The sequence below is a fragment of the Winogradskyella sp. Asnod2-B02-A genome, from assembly GCF_045063645.1.
Lineage (GTDB): Bacteria > Bacteroidota > Bacteroidia > Flavobacteriales > Flavobacteriaceae > Winogradskyella.
Map to the genome: position 1 here is coordinate 313,671 of NZ_JBEFOG010000027.1, position 21,526 is coordinate 335,196.

21 protein-coding genes are annotated in these 21,526 nt (G+C 31.4%); 3 read left to right on the forward strand and 18 right to left on the reverse strand.

Annotation, left to right across the window (positions count from 1 at the left end):
- Nucleotides 1-17: 17 nt before the first annotated feature.
- The 9 genes from ACJJVO_RS09520 to ACJJVO_RS09560 all read right to left on the reverse strand — a co-directional run bounded on the left by ACJJVO_RS09520 (nt 18) and on the right by ACJJVO_RS09560 (nt 8,733).
- On the reverse strand, nt 18-1,922 hold the full coding sequence (locus ACJJVO_RS09520) for a DUF3857 domain-containing protein (protein WP_405573296.1): 1,905 nt from the start codon (nt 1,920-1,922) through the stop codon (nt 18-20).
- 127 nt (nt 1,923-2,049) lie between these two features.
- On the reverse strand, nt 2,050-2,568 hold the full coding sequence (locus tag ACJJVO_RS09525; RefSeq protein WP_405573298.1) for a metal-dependent hydrolase: 519 nt from the start codon (nt 2,566-2,568) through the stop codon (nt 2,050-2,052).
- Nucleotides 2,568-3,020 carry a D-aminoacyl-tRNA deacylase gene (gene dtd / locus ACJJVO_RS09530; protein WP_405573300.1) on the reverse strand — a complete coding sequence of 151 codons (453 nt, stop codon included), beginning with the start codon at nt 3,018-3,020 and terminating at the stop codon, nt 2,568-2,570. Before dtd ends, ACJJVO_RS09525 begins: the two co-directional genes overlap by 1 nt.
- Nucleotides 3,017-3,967 (reverse strand): ribosome small subunit-dependent GTPase A, encoded by a 951-nt coding sequence (gene rsgA, locus ACJJVO_RS09535; RefSeq protein ID WP_405576932.1) that lies wholly within the window; start codon nt 3,965-3,967, stop codon nt 3,017-3,019. The genes dtd and rsgA overlap by 4 nt, the downstream gene beginning before the upstream one ends.
- A gap of 63 nt (nt 3,968-4,030) precedes the next feature.
- Nucleotides 4,031-4,657: a carboxypeptidase-like regulatory domain-containing protein gene (locus tag ACJJVO_RS09540; RefSeq protein ID WP_405573302.1), complete on the reverse strand. Its 627-nt coding sequence runs from the start codon at nt 4,655-4,657 to the stop codon at nt 4,031-4,033.
- Between the two features lie 151 nt (nt 4,658-4,808).
- Entirely contained in the window at nt 4,809-5,891 is a 1,083-nt protein-coding gene (locus tag ACJJVO_RS09545; protein WP_405573305.1) for a chorismate mutase, read from the reverse strand.
- An 18-nt stretch (nt 5,892-5,909) separates the two neighbouring features.
- Nucleotides 5,910-6,761, reverse strand: a complete 852-nt coding sequence (locus ACJJVO_RS09550; RefSeq protein WP_405573308.1) for a prephenate dehydrogenase — start codon at nt 6,759-6,761, stop codon at nt 5,910-5,912.
- Between the two features lie 5 nt (nt 6,762-6,766).
- Nucleotides 6,767-7,909, reverse strand: a complete 1,143-nt coding sequence (locus ACJJVO_RS09555) for a pyridoxal phosphate-dependent aminotransferase (protein ID WP_405573311.1) — start codon at nt 7,907-7,909, stop codon at nt 6,767-6,769.
- On the reverse strand, nt 7,906-8,733 hold the full coding sequence (locus tag ACJJVO_RS09560) for a prephenate dehydratase (protein WP_405573314.1): 828 nt from the start codon (nt 8,731-8,733) through the stop codon (nt 7,906-7,908). Before ACJJVO_RS09560 ends, ACJJVO_RS09555 begins: the two co-directional genes overlap by 4 nt.
- A gap of 333 nt (nt 8,734-9,066) precedes the next feature.
- Here ACJJVO_RS09560 and gldA point away from each other — a divergent pair, with 333 nt between their 5' ends.
- The 3 genes from gldA (at nt 9,067) to ACJJVO_RS09575 (ending at nt 13,433) form a co-directional block, all read left to right on the forward strand.
- The gene (gldA, locus tag ACJJVO_RS09565) at nt 9,067-9,963 is read left to right on the forward strand and encodes a gliding motility-associated ABC transporter ATP-binding subunit GldA (protein ID WP_405573315.1); all 897 of its coding nucleotides are present in this window, start codon (nt 9,067-9,069) and stop codon (nt 9,961-9,963) included.
- Between the two features lie 184 nt (nt 9,964-10,147).
- Nucleotides 10,148-12,238, forward strand: coding sequence for a phosphate acetyltransferase (pta, locus tag ACJJVO_RS09570; protein ID WP_405573318.1), 2,091 nt, complete (start codon nt 10,148-10,150; stop codon nt 12,236-12,238).
- Nucleotides 12,239-12,242: 4 nt separating this feature from the next.
- On the forward strand, nt 12,243-13,433 hold the full coding sequence (locus ACJJVO_RS09575; protein ID WP_405573320.1) for an acetate/propionate family kinase: 1,191 nt from the start codon (nt 12,243-12,245) through the stop codon (nt 13,431-13,433).
- Here ACJJVO_RS09575 and ACJJVO_RS09580 read toward each other — a convergent pair.
- The 9 genes from ACJJVO_RS09580 to ACJJVO_RS09620 form a co-directional block, all read right to left on the reverse strand.
- Entirely contained in the window at nt 13,419-14,162 is a 744-nt protein-coding gene (locus ACJJVO_RS09580) for a head GIN domain-containing protein (RefSeq protein WP_405573321.1), read from the reverse strand. The two genes, ACJJVO_RS09575 and ACJJVO_RS09580, sit on opposite strands and share 15 nt — an antisense overlap.
- A 38-nt stretch (nt 14,163-14,200) precedes the next feature.
- Nucleotides 14,201-15,259, reverse strand: a complete 1,059-nt coding sequence (locus ACJJVO_RS09585) for an acyloxyacyl hydrolase (RefSeq protein WP_405573324.1) — start codon at nt 15,257-15,259, stop codon at nt 14,201-14,203.
- Between the two features lie 323 nt (nt 15,260-15,582).
- Nucleotides 15,583-16,632 carry an NAD(P)/FAD-dependent oxidoreductase gene (locus tag ACJJVO_RS09590; protein WP_405573325.1) on the reverse strand — a complete coding sequence of 350 codons (1,050 nt, stop codon included), beginning with the start codon at nt 16,630-16,632 and terminating at the stop codon, nt 15,583-15,585.
- A gap of 3 nt (nt 16,633-16,635) precedes the next feature.
- Nucleotides 16,636-17,214 (reverse strand): bifunctional precorrin-2 dehydrogenase/sirohydrochlorin ferrochelatase, encoded by a 579-nt coding sequence (locus ACJJVO_RS09595; RefSeq protein WP_405573328.1) that lies wholly within the window; start codon nt 17,212-17,214, stop codon nt 16,636-16,638.
- A gap of 2 nt (nt 17,215-17,216) precedes the next feature.
- A complete protein-coding gene (gene cobA, locus ACJJVO_RS09600; RefSeq protein ID WP_405573330.1) occupies nt 17,217-17,993 on the reverse strand; it encodes a uroporphyrinogen-III C-methyltransferase in 777 nt (258 codons plus the stop codon).
- A gap of 4 nt (nt 17,994-17,997) precedes the next feature.
- On the reverse strand, nt 17,998-20,091 hold the full coding sequence (locus ACJJVO_RS09605; protein ID WP_405573331.1) for a HEPN domain-containing protein: 2,094 nt from the start codon (nt 20,089-20,091) through the stop codon (nt 17,998-18,000).
- A gap of 9 nt (nt 20,092-20,100) precedes the next feature.
- The gene (locus ACJJVO_RS09610; protein ID WP_405573334.1) at nt 20,101-20,721 is read right to left on the reverse strand and encodes a phosphoadenosine phosphosulfate reductase family protein; all 621 of its coding nucleotides are present in this window, start codon (nt 20,719-20,721) and stop codon (nt 20,101-20,103) included.
- Nucleotides 20,718-20,978, reverse strand: a complete 261-nt coding sequence (locus ACJJVO_RS09615) for a DUF2061 domain-containing protein (protein ID WP_405573336.1) — start codon at nt 20,976-20,978, stop codon at nt 20,718-20,720. The genes ACJJVO_RS09610 and ACJJVO_RS09615 overlap by 4 nt, the downstream gene beginning before the upstream one ends.
- A gap of 125 nt (nt 20,979-21,103) precedes the next feature.
- Nucleotides 21,104-21,514: an RrF2 family transcriptional regulator gene (locus tag ACJJVO_RS09620; protein WP_405573338.1), complete on the reverse strand. Its 411-nt coding sequence runs from the start codon at nt 21,512-21,514 to the stop codon at nt 21,104-21,106.
- Between the last annotated feature and the right edge of the window lie 12 nt (nt 21,515-21,526).

Sequence of the window (21,526 nt, forward strand, 5' to 3'; positions counted from 1 at the left end):
AGTAATAGAATGATCTATTAGGCTTTGGTTAAGACCACTTTGCTTTTATCGTTTTTTACAATTTGTTTTCTAAAATTTCTAAATGCTTTATAATCTTCTTTTGGGTAATTCCCCTTTAATAAAATGTAGGTTCTTGTATATTTAAGTTTATTTCCTTCTACTTCTTCAATTTTAAAATTATAGCTGCCAAACTTCGTTTTTATCTCTTTAAAATCTGTCATCGCTTCCACTTTAAGACCTTCGGGTAATTGAATAATAAATTCATCAATATTTTTATACGAACGATCTATCTTAAACGCTAATTTACGTTCAGTATATCGTGTGGGAATCTTAGTGACTTTATTAAACATATTAGGCTGAAATATCAATCTAGTCCCACTTTTAGAAGCATAATTTGTAGAAGATAATTTTACATTTTCTTGATAAACAATATTTTCCTTATCATTCACAATGCTTATATCGTCTAAATTTATATTGTTTATATTATCCCAATATTCTTTATAATAAAGTTGCTGATCTCTTTGGGTTTTATTTCCAATACCATCATGTAGACCATATTGATAACCTGTAGTTGTAATACCTACGTCTGCACTAAAACCGCCTGACGCATCCATAATAATAGTTGCTATAGTCTTTTTTACATTCTCATCAATACTATATATTTTTGTGTGTACAATTTCACCTCCTTCTGGTTTTACCAATAATACATTTCTATCATCTGTAAAGCCAGCTGAAAAACCAAAAGGGTTGGTTTGGCTAGTACACTCTAAGAATATATTTTCATCACCATTTGGCACACATAGTATAGCATGATTTCCTTGAGCTGAAGAAAATTCACTATCAATATCCCTAAGTCCCGACCCTCCATAAACTAAGGTGTAATAAGATGGTACATCTACAGCCTCCAACAATGCTTTTGTATAATTTGTTAATCCTTTACAATCTGCATATCCAAGTTTATCTACATCATTAGCTAACATTGGTTTCCAACCACCAATACCAACTTGAATACTTATGTAGCGCGTTTTATCTTGCATATACTTATATACAATTTTAGCGCGTTCTATTTGGTCATCAACACCAGTGGTAAGGCTTTTAACGTGGTCTATTGTTGTTTGTGGAATATCATCTGTACCAGTAAGTAATCTATCGTACATCCATTTTCCGAAATCATTCCAATTATTATTTACACCTTCAACTCCTATCATCTCAAAATTTCTAAGTGCTACTTTAAAAAGTGGCACTAAATTATTTAATTCTGGTGTATACGCTTCGTATTTTATACCTTCAATATTTTCAGCTACAAAATGATGTTCAGAGATTTCTTTGATATTATAATTTTCAAAATTTTCGTTCTTAGTTTTTAAATCAATTCCTACTGAATTAATGATTTCATATTCTGCATGTTGAATACTCACATAATAATCATCTATAGGTTGCCAATTCGGAAAGAATGCGGTATTCCTAAAAATGATCTCAGCACTATACTCTACAGTGTAAGGGTATTTTAACGGAATATAATCGAGATATTTTACACGATTATCTTCGTAAATAGAAATTTGACTCACAGCACTTTCGTCTGTAAAATCTTTTTTCTTTACTTTTTTTATTTCTTCTCCAGAAGCATCATAAATAACGGCTTCCATCTTTCCGATATCTGTATTATCATCATAAAATGCAACAGCATTAATATGTCTATTGCCATATTTATTATATACTGTCGTAATTCGTTTAGTTGTTAACTTTATCTTATCCGAGTCTAAGATCTCTACTTGTTTATGTTCGAATCGGACGACAGCATTTGCTTTAGTTTTTAATTCCTGAGGAACGGAATATGAACTATACACTTCTTCCGATTGAGAAAAACTATAAATTGAAATAAAAAACAAGAAAGTAAATAGCTGAATTTTAGAATAAGGCATTGATAAACTTTATATATTTAAGCATACAATATATAAAGTAAATCTTTTTATACAAACGATTTATATCATATATTCTTAACTATTTTTAAAAATTAGATTATTGTATTGTTTTCTTAGCTTTTTAGCACTAACCGTTTGATTTCCTTATATAAAACAAGACTGTTAAGATCACAAAACAAGGTATTCCTATATATTTTAATTCACTCAAAAGCACATTAATTCCCCACTCTGAAAAGAACTCATTTATACCAATTGGCGACACTTTTATTGGCCTTAACGAAAAGAAATATCTAGAATTATCAAAAGGGATAAAGAAACCTACTCCCTCACCACCTGTTGTCATAGCATCTAAAATACCATGTGATACTGTTGAAAGAAAAATGACGATTGCAAAAAGTAGCTTTCTAGCTTTTCCGAATAGCAGTGAAAGTAACACACTCCAAACAAACGCAAATAGTATGGAATGTGTGAAACCTCTGTGACCTAAAGGGTGTAAATAATCAATCCCAAATTTAAATGCTAGCACATCTAAATCTGGCAAGACTGCAGAGCTAATTGCAAGTATTAAAAGTATTTTGCTCGATTTAGAATCTACAAGCTTAGCCGTTGTATAAGCAACCAATCCGTGACCAAAGATAGAAGCCATTATTCTCTGTTCTTAGAGTCTATAATTATAGTCACAGGACCATCATTTACCAATTGCACTTTCATATCTGCACCAAATTCACCTGTTTGTATTGTTTTACCCAATGTATCTTGAAGCGATTCAATAAATTTTTCATATAAAGGAATAGCTACATCTGGTTTAGCTGCTTTAATATAACTTGGACGATTTCCTTTTTTTGTGCTGGCATGAAGCGTAAATTGACTTACCAATATCACATCACCATTAGAGGCTTTTAATGAGGTATTCATCACTCCATTTTCATCTGGAAAAATGCGAAGATTTATAATTTTATTGCACAACCAAGTGATATCATCTTTAGTGTCTTCATTTACAATGCCTAATAAAACCAATAGTCCATTACCAATTTCAGCAACACTATCACCTTCTATAGTAACACTCGCCTCAGTTACCCTTTGTATTACAACTTTCATTCATTATCGTAATTATCAGTTCTATAATGCTCATCTTCTCCTTCTAAAATCTGAACATAGCTCTTATATCTTGAGTATGAAACCTCATCAGCTTCTAAAGCATCTTTTACTGCACATTTTGGTTCATTTAGATGAATACAATTATTAAACTTACAGTCTTGCTTTAATGCAAAAAACTCAGGAAAATAATCACCAACTTCTTCTTTTTCCATATCTACAACACCAAAACCTTTAATACCTGGTGTATCTATAATTTTAGCATCAAAGCTTAAATCGAACATCTCTGCAAAAGTTGTAGTATGTTGTCCTTGGCTATGCTGTGTAGAAATGGCTTTTGTTTTTAAATCTAAAGAAGGCTCAATAGCATTTACCAAAGTAGATTTACCAATACCAGAGTGTCCTGCAAACATGCTTACTTTGCCTTCCATTAAGGTTTTTACTTTATCTATGTTTTTTCCTGTGGTTGCAGAAATTTCTATACATTCATAACCAATAGCACGATAAATGCTTGCTAGATATTTTACTTCTAATATCGTTTCTTCATCATAGGTATCCACTTTATTAAACAATAAAACGGCTTTAATCCCATAAGCTTCTGAAGTGACTAAAAAACGATCTATAAATGTGGTGAATGTTGGCGGATTATCAATCGTAACCAACAAAAATACCTGATCAATATTTGAAGCTATAATATGTGTTTGCTTTGAGAGATTAACGGATTTACGCACGATATAATTTTTTCGCTCTTCAATGCGGTTTATAACACCTGTTTCTGTATTATTTTTTGTTTCTAGCTCAAACTCTACTATATCACCTACAGCAATTGGGTTGGTACTTTTAATACCTTGCAACCTAAAACGGCCTTTAATTCTACATTCATAGAATTTACCATTTAAGGTTTTTACAGTGTACCAACTGCCTGTAGATTTATATACTGTTCCTGTCATTACTACAAAGATGGTCATTATTGTTTAATGGAACAAAAAAGCAGAACAATAACAACTACTTTTTTAACCTTTTACAGCTTTAATAGGCTCTAAACGTTTGCCATCTGCAATTATATTAATAATATAAATTCCTGTTGAAAATTGAGATAAGTCAATAGTAATTTTTTTACCCAATTTTTGAGAGCTAGAATTCCAAATTATTTGCCCAGACATATTTGCTACTGAAATTTTTACCTCGTCATAATTTTCAACTAATTTTAATTGAAAAATACCGTTTGAGGATGGATTAGGGTAGAGTTTGTTTTTTTCTACATTAGTATCCCAATATGTATTATAACTTATAGAAACTCCACAACCTGTTGTCCAACAACGATGACCACTATAAGCTACAACCACAACTTCATTTAAAGCATCTTCTTTAAGCTTAATCTCAATTTGTTCCGTTTTATTTATAACAAACTCTTGAGGTTTATAACCTAAATATGAAACCGACAGCGTGTCTCCTTTTTTAGCTTCAAGTTTAAATTCGCCTTTGCTGTTGGTCGCTACTCCGTTTAAAGAATTTTTAATTATTACATTGGCAGATTCTAGAGGAATAGAATCATTACTTACAATTCCTGATACAGAAATTTGAGCCGTTGTAATTAAAGTAAAACAAACGGCAATACTAAATAAAGTCATTTTTTTCATGAGTAATTGGTTTTGGTTAATACACCAAACTTATCATGAAACTCTATTAAAAAAAATCAATAATACGTGAATGCTACTTTTCAGTGAGTGAATGCTGTAAATAAAAAAGGCTCGCAAATTGCGAGCCTTTATATAAAATACTAATTTTCAATTAACCATTAATAATCTTCTCTTGACGATTAATCGATTCTTGATGAACAGCTTTAAACATACGTAAAATAAACTCTTCACTTAAACCTCTTTCTTCACCTTCTAATACCATTTTACCTAAAATCTCATTCCAACGTTTGCTTTGTAAAACAGCAACATTCTTTTGTTTTTTAAGTCCTCCTATTCCATCAGCAACTTTCATTCTTTTACCTAATAAATCTAGAATTTGGTTATCTACAACATCTATCTGAGCTCTTAAATTATTTAATTCAGAATTATATGCTGCTTCAGAATTTGTTTCTTTTCTGATTTTTAAATCGGTCATGATCTGCACTAGAGCACTTGGTGTAACTTGCTGTGCAGCATCACTCCATGCATTCTCTGGGTCAAAATGTGTTTCAATCATTAGACCATCAAAATTAAGATCTAATGCTGTTTGCGACACATCAAAAATCATATCTCTATTACCTGTAATATGAGAAGGGTCGTTAATTAAAGGTAAATCAGGGAATTTATTCTGAAACTCAATTGCGATTTGCCATTCTGGTATATTTCTATATTTAGATTTTTCATAGGTAGAAAAACCTCTATGAATAGCACCTAAATTTTTGATACCTGCAGAATATAATCTTTCAATACCACCTAACCATAAAGATAAATCTGGATTTACCGGATTTTTAACCAATACAATCTTATCTGTACCTTCTAAAGCATCTGCAATTTCTTGCATGATAAATGGACTTACTGTAGAACGAGCACCAATCCATAATAAATCTACATCATTTTCTAAAGCGAGCTTTACATGCGCAGCATTTGCAACTTCAGTACAGGTTTTCATACCTGTTTCTGCTTTTACTTTCTTTAGCCACTTTAAACCTAAAGCACCGACACCTTCAAAATTTCCTGGTCGTGTTCTTGGTTTCCAGATACCTGCTCTAAAATAATTAACATCTGTATCTTTTAGCTCGTGCGCTATTTTTAATACTTGCTCTTCTGTTTCTGCACTACATGGTCCTGCTATTACTAGTGGATGATCTAGATTCATATCATCCAACCATGTTCTCATTTCTTTTTTGTTTTCCATTTTCTATTAATCTATTTACTATTGTATTCCGTTTAATATGTCTTTTATATAATTTGTTGATTTCATTTCGTTAAAAACCGCTTCAAAATCCTCATCCTCCATTAATTTTTTAAAATTCATTAAATTATTAATGTATTCATCTAAGGTTTCGATAACATTGTTTTTATTCTGCTCAAAGATTGGTGTCCACATGGCTGGTGAACTCTTTGCTAAACGCACTGTACTTTCAAATCCACTACCTGCCATGTCAAAAATATCACGTTCATTTTTCTCTTTATCTATAACTGTTTTCCCTAGCATAAAAGCACTAATATGAGATAAATGAGATACATAAGCGATGTGCTTATCATGTGCTTTAGGATTCATGTATCTTATGCGCATTCCTAAATCTGAAAATAGTTTTAAAGCTTTTTCTTGAAGTTTAAATGCCGTTTCTTCAACCTCGCAAATAATATTTGTCTTGTTTTTGTACAAACCATTAATTGCCGCTTTAGGACCAGAATGTTCAGTACCTGCAATAGGGTGAGCTGCCAAATAATTTCGTCGTTTTGGATGATTTTTTACCGTAAAACAAATATGTTCTTTAGTAGAACCTACATCAAAAACAATAGCATTATCAGATATCTCATCTAACACTTTAGGCAAAACGTTTACCGTTGCATTTACAGGAATAGCTATAATCACCAAATCTGCTTTTTCTAAGTCTTCGAAATTTGCTTTATGGTCTATAATTTTAAGATCAATGGCTTCATCTAAATGCGCTTCTCTTTTATCTATACCAAACACGTTACTTTTTGGGTATAATTTTTTAATATCTAAAGCGAAACTACCGCCAATTAATCCTACTCCTACTATAAAAATATTATTCATACGTACTAAACTCTTGCTATTGCTTCCTTAATAATTGTGACATCTGCACATAATGAAAAACGCACATAACCCTCTCCATTACTACCAAAAACGGTTCCTGGAGTGATAAAAATGGAATGTTCTTTCAAAACCATATCTGTAAATTCTTCTGATTTAATATGAGGTGGTAATTTTGCCCAAACAAATAAGCCAGTGGCATCTTTATCATAAGTACAATTAAGATTGTCTGCTAATTGCCATATTAAATCTCTCCTATTTTGATACACGCTATTTAAACTTTTAAACCACATATCTGAACATTTTAAAGCTTCTATAGCTCCTTTTTGGATGCCATAAAACATGCCAGAATCCATATTACTCTTTACACGCAACACTGCACTTACATAATCGTAATTACCCACTAACATACCAACTCTCCAGCCAGCCATATTAAAAGTTTTACTTAATGAATTTAATTCTAAACAAACGTGCTTTGCATCTTTATATCTTAAAATGCTAATTGGTTTTTCATTGAGTACAAAACTGTAAGGATTGTCATTGACTATTAAAATATCGTGTCGTTTTCCAAAGGCAATAATCTTATCATAAAACTTGTTATCTGCATTCCTACCAGTTGGCATGTGCGGATAATTAATCCACATAATTTTTACGCGTTTTAAATCTAAACGTTCTAAGGCCTTAAAATCTGGCTGCCAATTGTTATTTTCCTTTAAGTCGTAATAAATAGGTTTTGCTTCCAATAATTTAGTCACAGAAGCATATGTTGGGTAACCAGGATTTGGTATTAACACTTTATCACCTTTATTTAAAAAAGCCATAGAAATATGCATTATACCTTCCTTACTTCCCATTAATGGTAAGACTTCAGTTTGCGAACTTAAATCTACTGCATAATGTCTCTTGTAAAAATTTGCAATTTCTTCTCGCAATTCTGGCAGACCTTGATAACTTTGATATTGGTGTGCTTTTTCATCTATTAAACTATCTTGTAGCACCATAGAAGCCTTAAATGGTGGCTCTAAATCTGGACTACCAATTCCTAAATTAATGATAGGCTTTCCTTGTGCTTTTAAAAGCGCAACTTCCCTCAACTTCTTAGAAAAGTAGTATTCTTCTACATTTTGTAAACGTTTTGCTACTTCTATCATCGTCTTGCATTTTTATATTCTCCCAAAACTTTAAAATTTTCGGCCATTAAACTCATTATAGATTTTGCTTTTTCGTAATCTTTATAAGCTTCAAAAGTAACATCTACGAAGAAAGCATACTTCCAAGGTGTTTCAATCTTTGGTAATGATTGAATTTTAGTAAGGTTCAATTTACAATCACTCAGTACATTTAAAATAGCGGCTAAGCTTCCTCGCTTGTGGTCTAATTCAAATTTTAAAGAAACTTTATTAATCTTATTTATATCCTTCTGTTCATGATCTCTATTTACAATTACAAAACGTGTTTCGTTATGTTTTATCGTTTGAATACTTTCGGCTAAAAGATTTAAACTATATAATTCTGAAGCATTCTTACTTGCAATTGCTGCTATTCCCTTAATATTTTGCTCAGAAATCTGTTTAGCTACATCTGCAGTATCCTTTGCTTCTACCAATTTTATATGTGGATAAGATTTAAAAAACAACTTACATTGTAACAATGCCATTGGGTGAGAATGCACTTCTTTAATATCTGAAATAGTTTGATTCTCTAGTGCCATTAAACAATGTTCAATTTCTAAATAATACTCACCAACAATACTTAAATTATGACTATCAATAAGGGCATAATTAGGAATAATTGAACCTGCAATAGAATTTTCTAAAGCCATGACAACCTCATCGGTTTGTTTTTCTAATAGTGAATTTACAACATCATCAAAAGACATGCATTCTAATACTTCAGAATCTGTATTAAAATAATTCTGAACTACTAAATGATGAAATGATCCTTTAATTCCTTGTATGGCAATTGGTTTTTTCACTTTTTACAATCTTAATTTTTTGAACAAAAAAAAGTCTCAATTAAATTGAGACTTTATAATTTATATTTAAATAATACATATTCAGTCTCGTTCCTTTAGCTAAAAAAGAAATAAAACCAGTTATAATATGCTTTAGATATGTTCATATTTTATTTTCCACCACTGTGGAAATCTATAATTATATCGCTAATGTAATTATTATTTTTACAAATCAAAATTGTAACCACGCTTTTTTAAAGAATAATTGAAAATTTTAAAGAATCCATAATAATTGCAATTCAATATTCGGAATTACCTATTTTTGATTAAAATTCTGACTTAATTTCTTTTTATATGTCTATTGAAGTTCAAAACATTACAAAACGCTATAAAGATCAAAAGGCACTTAACAATGTGTCTTTTAAAGTAAAAGATGCTGAAATTGTAGGTTTTTTAGGTCCTAATGGTGCTGGAAAATCTACCATGATGAAAATCTTAACAACCTATATAGAGGCGTCTGAAGGATCTGCAAATGTGAATGGTTTTAATGTTACTTCAGATAAAAAAAGCGTGCAAAGTAGTGTTGGGTACTTACCAGAACACAATCCGCTATACACAGATTTGTATGTAAAAGAATATTTAAATTTTAATGCTAATGTGTATAACACTCCAAAATCTAGAATTGAAGACGTTATTGAACTAACAGGCCTAAAACCAGAAGCGCATAAAAAAATAAGTCAGCTATCTAAAGGTTACAGACAGCGTGTTGGTTTAGCAAATGCCTTATTGCATAATCCTGAAGTATTAATATTAGACGAACCCACAACAGGCTTAGATCCAAATCAATTAGTTGATATAAGAAACTTGATAAAAACTATTGGCAAAGAAAAAACGGTGTTTCTGTCTACACATATAATGCAAGAGGTTGAAGCCATGTGCGATCGTGTTATTATTATTAATAAAGGAGAAATTGTTGCAGATAAATATTTGAAAGATTTAAGAGCCGGACAAGAACAAATTGTAATTGTAGAATTTGACTATAGAGTTGAAGATGCTTTTCTTTTAAAACTACCAAAGGTTGCTACTGTAAAAAACACCCATAGTTTTGTGTATGAAATAACATTCTCAACAAAAGAAGATATGCGTTCTCATGTTTTTGATTTTGCCCATGATAATGATTTAAAAATTCTACAATTAAATCAGAAAAATGCGAGCTTAGAGAGTTTATTTAGAGACTTAACAAGCAAGTAACTATTTTTAATATTGGTTAAAATTGGTTAACCAATTTCGATATTTCTTTCAAATTATGATAAATATCAGCTTAAAAAGCACTTACCCAATCTAACTTTGTGTCATATTTTTATTAAATTTAATGATAAAGGCACATTATTTATTTATTAAGAATAATGTACCTTATCAACATAACACAAGTAAAATGAGTAAAGGAATTTATGTAGCTACCATAGAGCCAAACAGCGGAAAATCTGTTGTGGTTTTAGGACTCATGCGAATGCTTTTAGGGAAAACAGCTAAAGTCGGTTACTTTAGGCCAATAATAGAAAATACTAAAAATGGTGAATTAGATAACCATATTAACACTGTTTTATCGCATTTTGAATTAGACATTAATTATAAAAACACATACGCTTTTACTCGAAGTGAAGTACTAGATTTATACAACAAAGGAAAATCTGGAAGTGTTATAGACGGAATTATAAAAAAATACAAATACTTAGAGGAACGTTTTGATATTATTCTTGTAGAGGGCACAGATTTTTCTAATGAAAATGCCAATTTAGATTTAGATATTAATATTCTTATTTCTAAAAATCTTGGACTTCCTGTAATTATAGTCGCCAATGGTTTTAAAAAACCTTTAGACCACATTATAGATAATACACAATTGGCTTATGATACCTTTAAAGCAGAAGTTAAAGTACTTTCTATAATTACAAATAAAGTAAATCCTACTGATTTAGAAATTTTAAAAATGCGTCTAAAAGAACGTATTAAACAAAGTACTAACGTATCTGTAATACCAGTTATAAAAAGTTTATCGTCTCCTACAATTAAGGAAATCACCAAAGCATTAAAAGGAACGATTCTCTTTGGTGAAGACATGATTAATAATGAATCTGAAAACTTTAGTGTTGGTGCCATGCAATTGCGTAATTATTTAACACACTTAAAGGAAAACGCTTTAGTTATTACGCCTGGAGATAGAGCAGACATTATATTAGGTGCATTACAAGCTAATATCTCTAAGAACTATCCAAAAATTTCTGGAATTGTACTTACAGGAGGTTTAGTACCAGAAGAACCCATTTTAAAATTGATTGAAGGCCTATCAAGTATTTTACCAATTATTAGTGTTTCTGAAGGAACTTACACTGTAACCAACGCTATTGGCAAAATAAAATCTAAAATTTATGCCGAAAACACTGAGAAAATTGAATTCTCAATAGCTACGTTTGAAAAACATGTTGATACAGATAAACTTTCTAATGACTTAATCACTTTTAAATCTGAAGGGTTTACACCTAGAATGTTTCAATACAATCTATTGCAACAAGCCTTAAAAAACAAAAAACATATTGTTCTGCCTGAGGGTTATGATGAACGTGTTCTGAGAGCTTCGGCAAGATTAATAGACGCTCAAGTTGTGAATTTGACCCTTATTGGAGATAAAGACAAAATATTGGAGCGCATTAAAAAGTTAGATATTGCTTTAGATACAGAAAAAATAAATATTGTTTCACCGCAAGAATCAGAACATTTTGATGATTACGTCAACACCTTTTACGAATTAAGAAAACATAAAAATGTTAACTTAGACATGGCAAAAGATACCATGTCTGATGTGTCTTATTTTGCAACAATGATGATCTACAAAGGTCATGCTGATGGTATGGTTTCTGGTGCTGTGCATACTACAGCCCATACCCTTCGTCCTGCTTTACAATTTATAAAAACAAAACCAGGAGTTAATATTGTATCCTCTGTGTTTTTTATGTGTTTAGAAGACCGTATATCTATATTTGGAGATTGTGCTATAAATCCTAATCCTAACGCAGAAGAGTTAGCGGAAATAGCGATTTCTTCTGCTAAAACAGCTCAAGATTTTGGAATTGAACCTAAAGTTGCAATGTTATCTTATTCATCTGGTGCATCTGGCAAAGGTGAAGAAGTAGACAAGGTGAGAAAAGCAACAAAAATAGCTAAGGAAAAAGCGCCACAATTAAAAATTGAAGGTCCAATACAATACGATGCAGCCGTAGATATGCGTATCGGAAAAAGTAAATTACCCGATTCTGAAGTTGCTGGTCAAGCGAGTGTATTAATTTTCCCTGACTTAAATACTGGAAATAACACGTATAAAGCTGTACAAAGAGAAACAGGTGCTTTAGCTATTGGACCAATGTTACAAGGATTAAATAAACCAGTTAATGATTTAAGTAGAGGTTGTACCACAGACGATATTTATAGTACCGTAATAATAACTGCAATCCAAGCCCAAGAATTTTAAGCCCATGCAACAAATATTAGTATTAAACTCTGGAAGTTCTTCATTAAAATTTCAACTATTCTTAATGCCTAATGAAACCGTCTTGTGTTCTGGTTTAATTGAACGTATTGGCTTAGAAGATGCTAAATTTAAATATGAAACGAAATCGGGTGTTATTGAAGTTATCACTCCTATTCTTAATCATAATGCAGCATTAGAACTATTATCTAAACAATTACTAGATAAGGAAACGGGAATTATAAAATCTGCTGAGGATATAGATATCGTTGCGCATAGAGTTGTACATGGTGGTAAACACTTTAGTAAAACTTCTGAAATAACCAAAGAGGTAAAAGATAAAATAGAAGCATTATCTACATTAGCACCATTGCACAATCCGGCTAATTTAGAAGGAATTAAAGTGGCTGAATCTATTTTTAAAAATGCAAAACAAGTCGCTGTTTTTGATACCGCTTTTCATCAAACGATACCAGAACATGCCTATAAATATGCTATACCAAACGAGTTTTCGGACAAACATAATATAAGATTATATGGTTTCCATGGTACTAGTCATAAATACGTTAGTGAAAAAGCCATTGAATTTCTAGGTAAAAAAGAATCAAATATTATTACTATTCATTTAGGGAATGGCTGTAGTATGTCTGCAGTGAAAAATGGAAAAAGCATTGATCATTCTTTAGGATTCTCTCCCATTAATGGATTAATAATGGGAACCCGATCTGGTGATATAGACCAATCCATAATTTTTTACTTAGCTGAAAAATTAAAAATGAGTTTAGATGAGATAAACACATTACTTCTAAAAAAGAGTGGTATGCTAGGACTCACTGGTTATAGTGATTTAAGAGATATTGAAGAGAAAGCGCTTGAAGGAGATAAAGCATGTAAACTAGCACTTAAAATGAATACGTACCGTATTAAAAAATACATTGGTAGTTATGCCGCTATTCTTAATGGCTTAGACGCTATTGTTTTCACTGCTGGTATAGGTGAAAACTCCAACTATATGAGAGAATTAATTTGTAATGATTTAGACTTTTTAGGCATAAAATTAGATTCAGACAAAAATAATGAGCGTCTAAAAACAATTAGATCTATTAACTCTGAGGACTCTAAAGTTAAAATTTTAGTGATACCAACTAATGAAGAATTAGAAATTGCTAAACAATCGTTTCAATTACTCAAAAAGTAATTGACCATCATAAAACCGCTCCACATCTACAAATGCAGGTTGGTTAACTGAAATTAAGTCACCCACTCCTCTCAGTTCTCCTGTAAGAGATTGTTGAGGGTTTATAACCATATCGTTACTACCACGATGATAAATAGTAACATTTTGAGCGATTAGGTTTTCACCTTCAAAGCGTCCTGCGCCTGCATAAAAACCAACAAATAAAGTATCTACAAATCCATCAATATAATAGAATGAAAGGTTATTAGAGACGACTTCAAAATTTTCAGAATTTAAAGTCAATCTAAAATCTCCTACTGTAAACTCATTATTTTCATTAAAATCTTCAGAATATAACGTTAGCGTATCGTAATTTAAAATACCATCTGATGTTATTTCAAACTGCGTAGATGTTCTTATTTCTGTGAGGTTTGGTGCTTCTACATATATCTTTGTTATACCATAATCTCTCACATAATTGCAAGAATTATTATCGGTTAACACTAATTGGTCTCCTATAACTTCAGCTTTAACATCGTTTATTAAATTTTCACCTGTTTCAATGGTTACTTTATAAGCTGGTGCTTCTTTAATAATTAATTCTATATCTCTATTTACAAAAATGCGTTCAAAATCTAAAACGGTTATCTCTTGTTGTACTAAACTGCCTGAAGTCTGAAAACAATCATAGGCATCCTCACTATTGCAAGCAAAGAAAGAAAGTGCTAAAAAATATATTATTTTTCTCATTGTATGATTTCAGTAATATTAAGCATAACATAGCCCATTTATAATCTAACTCCCACTCCAAACTCAACTGCCTCTGCTTTGGCTGCATGCGATTTTAGGGTTACTGCTCCAAATAATTTTTTGCCAAAATAACGTTTTAAGCCTATTCTTAAATAAGTTTGACCTTCAAAATCATAAGGATAATACACATAATAACCCACTTGAGTTTCAATCGATAATTTATTCACAAACAATTCATGCCCTACAAACAACCCAACTCGTCTGTAATCTTCATCTCCACTAACCTCTAATTCTGGATAAGACACAGACTGATAATAAATAAGTTCTTTCAAAAATTTAGAGAAAAACACATCTGCACCAAACTGAATGGCACTAAAATGACTTAAACGCTTATCTACATAACCAGAGAAAACATAAAATGGAAATTGTTTACTACCAATGACGTCACTTTGATTAATACCAGATCTAAATGCTAAATTAAACTTTATTTTTTCTGTAAATTTTTCATCATCAAGATTATCAATAAACTCAGAGTTTTCTTTGTCTAGATTATAAATAACACCAACATTAAAACCAATAGTGTTTACACTGGTATTTGGCGCTTTTACATTTGCATTAGAATAATGAATTAGGAAAAAACCTGTTTGCAAACCAAACTGTTTAAACAGTCGCTCTTTCTTATAATTAATCATTAAATAGGTAGAACTTAAAATGTCTGATCCAAAAGCTATATTTTTTGGATTTTCAATTTTATCATAAGGATTAGTATTATAAACCAAACCTTGCCCAATACGCAACATTAAATTCCGCTTAAAGAAATAAAAATTATAATGCGCATACAATCCATAAGCCTCACCTAGTTTGTCATTTTTAAAATCTTGAGATATAAAGGATGCTCCAAAATCTGGATAGTTAAAACGTTGCTCCCAAGCCTTATCACCATAAGTCTTTTTGTTAAAACTAAAAATAAAACCATCTGGATGTCCTGTAATTAAATGAAGAATATCATTATTATGAAGAGCTATATTACCTCCAAAATAATTGAGATCAAAATACGTGTTATGCTTTTTATCTTGCCCATATAGTGCTACAGACATTATTATTAAAACTAAACATAAACGATTTTGCATTGGTAATTATTGAAGCACAAAAATAACCAATAATTACAATTAGCAGCTTAAGTAGGCCACAAGTCTGCTATACAAAAATAGAAGCAATTAATGATACAACTGTTAATGCAAGAAGCTGCACAACAAATCTAAAATCTGGCTTATACTTATTTATTAAATTCATGATTAAGGGCTTAATTATTATATGCAAATATCTAATTAAAAACAATCACAATTGTTAATTAAACCCTAAGAAAAAGTTATTATAATGTTTAAAATAAATCACAAAAAATACTTAATATTCCTAAGTATTAGACAATAGCCTTCACAACTGCCTTTGGTGATTCTTTTCTGCTGCCATCAAATCCATTAATTCCACTAACCGTTGTATATTTTAAAACAAACTTCTTTCCAGGATTTAATCGTTTATAAGCAGATTGACACATTAATGTTGCTTCGTGAAAACCACAAAGAATCAACTTTAATTTCCCTTCGTAAGTATTAACATCACCAATGGCATAAATACCAGGAATGTTAGTTTGGTAATCTACAGTATCTACTTTAATGGCGTTTTTTTCAATCTCAAGCCCCCAATCTCCAATTGGACCTAATTTTGGTGACAATCCAAAAAGTGGAATAAATGCATCCGCTTCTATTATTTTGGTTTCACCATCTTTTGTTACCGAAACACCTTCTATTTTATCTTCACCATGTAAAGCTGTAATCTCTGCTGGTGTAATGATATTAATTTTGTTGAGTAATTTTAATTCTTGTGCACGTTCTACAGAATCTAAAGCGCCTCTAAATTCATTTCTTCTATGCACCAAAGTCACTTCTGAAGCCACATCTGCCAAGAAAATACTCCAATCTAAAGCAGAATCTCCTCCTCCTGCAATTATGACTTTCTTATCGCGATAAACTTCTGGATCTTTAATAAAGTAATTAACACCTTTATCTTCATACTTCTCAATACTTTCTAACTTTGGCTTTCTAGGCTCAAAACTTCCTAATCCACCTGCAATTGCAATAATTGGTGCATGATGTTGTGTGCCTTTATTAGTGGTTACAATAAAACTACCGTCTTCTTGTTTTTCTATTGTTTCTGCTCGTTCGCCTAATGTAAAACCAGGTTGAAATTGCTTCCCTTGTTCTAATAAATTAGACGTAAGATCTCCAGCTAATATTTCTGGAAAACCAGGAATATCGTATATCGGTTTTTTGGGATATAATTCTGAACATTGTCCACCTGCTTGAGGTAATGCATCAATTAAATGACATTTCATTTTTAATAATCCGGCTTCAAAAACTGTAAATAATCCTGTTGGTCCTGCTCCTATAATGAGTATATCTGTTTTAATCATAATCTAATTTTTTTCGACTAAACCTTTAGTGAATTCGTTTAATTTTTCGACCTTTTGTTCAAAGTCTCCTTTTATTGTTTTTCTGTATTCATTGAGATTTTTAACCAAATCATCAATATTTTCTGGAATTACATCTTCAAAAAACTGACGTAATCGTTTTGCTGTTGTTGGCGATTTTCCATTCGTAGAAATCGCTACTTTTACATTACCTTTTGTAACAATTCCTCCCATGTAAAAATCACAATATGGTGGATTATCTGCCACATTTACTAACTTATTTTGTGACCTACAATCGTTATATACTTTAATATTCACCTCTGGTTGATCTGTTGTTGCTATCACCAAATGATGCCCTTTTAAATACCCATTTTTATAAATATCATCAACACGTTTTACGTTTCCCGTATTTGCAATTTCTATAGTACCATCTCTGTACATTGGCGACACCATAGTTACATTTGCATCTGGACTTGACTTTAACAAAAATGTTAACTTCTCTTCAGCAACATGACCTCCTCCTACAATTAAAACATTGAGATTTTTAGACTTTAGAAAGATTGGATATAGATTGTTTCTTTCCATTATTAAGCTGTTTTTTGCGTATTATATTGTGCTAAATCTGCTTTTGAATATATCTCTGTAAGATCTACACGTTCCTTAACCACTTCACCAATGATAATGATAGCAGGATTAGAAAGTTTTTGTTCTTCAACAATAGACTCAATATTTGAGATTTTACCTATTCCAACTTTTTCATTAGGTCGTGTTCCATTTTGAATAATAGCTATTGCAGTTTCAGACTTTCCTTCTTTAGAAAAAATTTGAACAATTTCTGAAAGCTTACTCATTCCCATTAAAATTACTACCGTTGCCGTTGATTGTGCTGCTAATGCAATATCTGTAGAGATTTCATGAGATTTTGTGGTTCCTGTAATGACCCAGAAGCTTTCTGAAGCATTTCGTTTTGTTAATGGAATTCCTTGATAAGCAGGTACAGCAGCTGAAGATGAAATACCAGGAACCATTGCAACTTCTATAGCATATTCCTTAGCATAGTCTAACTCTTCTGCACCACGACCAAATATAAATGGATCACCTCCTTTTAGCCTTACTACATGTCCAAATCTCAAAGCACGTTGTACGATTAATTCATTTATTTGATTTTGCTGATATGCATAACACCCTTTACGTTTGCCTACGAAGATTAACTCGGCTTTTGACGATGCATACTCTAGTAATTCTACGTTTACAAGTGCATCGTACATAATAACGTTTGCAGATTTTATAGCCTTAATTGCTTTTAATGTAATTAAATCTACATCGCCTGGTCCTGCTCCAACTACTGTTAATCTTGGTGTCATAATATTAAGCTTTTACTGCAACTTGCTCTTCTCTAAAAACTCTAACGCTTTTTAAGAATTGCTCTGATGCATTTATATAATTTTTTGCAAAGTCTTCCGTTGGTGGAAATACTTTTATTTGATAAATAAGATCTGAAAATGAAGTTCCTAAATCAACTCTTTTTGTTTCAACAAACAATTCATCAAACTGACTAACAATTCCCGCTTGCGTATTTGTTTTAATATTTTCTGAAAGTAAAATGGCTTTTGCTGAATTCACCATAGAACGATACGCTTCATAAATAGCACTTGAGTATACTTTGTTTGTATATGCTTCTTTGGCTTCTTCAATTTTTTCATCGCTTTCTAAAAATAGTGTAGCGATTAAATCGATAACAACACCTGCACACTCACCAATACCTATAGCTTTTACATATTGTTCTTCAGTTCCCCAATCAATAAAATCTTCTTGGGTTAAGTTTTCAATATCTGATAAATCCGTTAGTAATTGATAAAAATACTTTTCGCCTTTTTCCTTGTAGTAATCTACAAACAGTTTTCCGTTAGCATTGGCCTCAAAATCAATTAAAATTCTTCGTAATGCTTCTGGTCCTCTTCTGCTAGGTACTTTTACAACTTTATCTGCGAAATACGCATTTCCATTTCCTAAATTTCCACCACCTAAAAGCACTTGTAATGCTGGTGCGACTAATTTATCTTTAGTACGAATTGACATCCCTTGAAAACCAATATTTGCCATATTGTGTTGTCCACATGCATTCATACATCCACTAATTTTAATAACTAAATCGTTATTTTCTAAATATTGTGGATACTCAGCTTTAATGACGCGTTCTAATTCTTCAGCGATTCCTGTACTGCTCGAAATTCCTAAATTACAAGTATCTGTTCCAGGACAAGCTGTGATATCTACCGCTTTATTATAACCTGCTTCAACAAAGCTTAATTTTTCTAATTCCGTATAGAAAAATGGTAATAAATCTTCTTTTACAAAAGGAATTAATATATTCTGTCTTAAACTCAATCTTATTTCACCTGCCGCATATTGCTCAACTAAATCTGCTAACAAACGTGCTTTATCTGTGTAGAAATCACCCAACAATACTTTGATACCTATAGCAACATACCCTTCTTGTTTTTGAGGAATCACATTAGTAGACTTCCACAAATTATAAGCTTCTATATTTTGAATTTCTATTTTTGGTGCTGTTACTGAAACTGGTTTTGAAGGGACATAATTAGAATCGTCAATAATTACAGATTTGAACTCTATGGCATTTTGTTCTTCTTCAACTAATGCTTTAAACGCCTCTAATCCGATATCTTTTAATAAGAATTTAAGTCGTGCTTTGGCTCTACTTTTACGTTCTCCATAACGATCAAAAACTCTAATAACACCTTCCATTAATGGAATGATTTTATCTGATGGTAAAAACTCGTAAAACAAATCGGCATGTCTTGGCTGTGAACCTAATCCACCTGCTAACATTACTTTAAAGCCTTTTACTCCATTTTCAATTTTGGCAATAAAGCCTAAATCGTGCATGTACGATAAACCTGTGTCTTCATCTGTTGCAGAAAATGAAACTTTGAATTTTCTACCCATTTCTTGACTGATAGAATTCCTTAAAAAGTATTTAAACAAGGCATCTGCATATGGCGAGACATCAAATGGTTCGTCAATATCAATTCCTGCAGTTTCACTTGCTGTTACATTTCTTACGGTATTCCCACAAGCTTCTCTAATGGTAACATCATCGCGTTCTAATTCTGCCCAAAGCTCTGGAGTTCTATTTAAATCTACATAATGAATTTGAATATCTTGACGCGTCGTTATATGTAATCTACTTCTAGAATATTCATCTGAAACATCCGAAATTCGTCGCAACTGATGACTCAACACTTTACCATAAGGCAATTTGATTCTAATCATTTGCACGCCTTCTTGTCGCTGGCCATAAATTCCTCTTGCTAAACGAAGACTTCTAAACTTTTCTTCGTCTACTTTGCCATTATTAAAAAGTTCAATTTTATTGGCTAAATCAATGATATCCTTTTGTACTACCGGATTTTCTAATTCTGTTCTAAAACTCTGCATATGTTCTAATTATTGAAAGTGTATACCACACTCTCTATTAAGTAGTGCTTTTATTGGATCGAAGTAATTTATATTTTTCTCTAATTGATGCTCTTCAATATATTTATCTAAATCCGCATCAGTCCAATAGTAAAATGGACTCACTTTAAGAATACCATCTTTACTGTAACTTAAAATATCTTTATTGTCTCTATATTCCGTTTGCCTTACTCTAATATTAGTAAACCAAATGTCTGGGTTTTGCTCTTTTAACGCTCGTCTAAATGGTTCTAACTTCACTGCTTCAGAAAAAACAGCATGATTATCATCTTCTAAAGTTGGCAAACCAATAGTAGCATCTATCTCTTCTTTGGTATATAAACTTTGATATTTAAGAATATTAAGTTGATACTTTTCTATTAAATTAGAAGCATGCTTGTAAGTACTTGGTTGATTATATAACGTATCACACCACACAACTCTTATATCCTTATCTAGTTTAGAAATTGTACTTAACAACACAGAAGAGTAAATCCCAAAACTTGTAGTTACTATCTTATTCTCAGATAAACCTAAAGCCCATTCTGCAATTTCAACAGGTGTTTTATATCTTAATTTTTTGTTCCAATCACTTATGTTTATATCTATCATTTTCCCCATTTTATGTTATTCCAAGCGCGCTCATGAAAGAAATACAGTAACATTTTAGATACTAATTCTATACCACCAATTGAAAATGCTAATGCCATAGTTCCGGTAATTACATAAGAAATAGTAACCGTAGTAATTGTACCAAGTGCTCTCCAGCTTATCGTTTTCACTAAACTTCTCTTTATGTTTTCTTGAGATCCTTCAGAAACTTGTGTTTCCTTTTCTATGCCTAAATCTGCTTGTACTGTGCTTCCCATATTATGCTATTAATTTACTAATCCTTTTATCCTATCGATTTACTAGGATAATGCAAACATATAAATTAATTCTAGTTTAGAACGTAATTATTTAAAAAAAATAAGTGTTAAAAAATGAGAATCTGCTAATTAGATAAATCAGCCAAGCTTGTATTACGGAATATTTCTAAGGTATTATCTCTAACTTTTAGCATTAATTTATTAACGGCACATGCGTTTTCGTCTGGGCAATCTTCGCATTTTTCATAGAAATTTAAACTTACACATGGCACCATTGCAATTGGTCCTTCAAGCAATCTCATAACAGTAGTCATTGAAATATCTTTTGGATCCTTTAGTAAATAATAACCTCCTCCTTTACCTTTTTTAGAACCTAAGACTCCATTCTTTTTTAAGGTTAATAAAATGCTTTCTAAAAATTTTTGAGAAATATTTTCAGATTTAGAAATAACGGAAATCTGCACAGGTGCACGATGGTCTTGTTTGGCTAAAAATACTAAAGCCTTTATTCCGTATTTTGTCTTATTTGAAAGCATTATGCTATAATA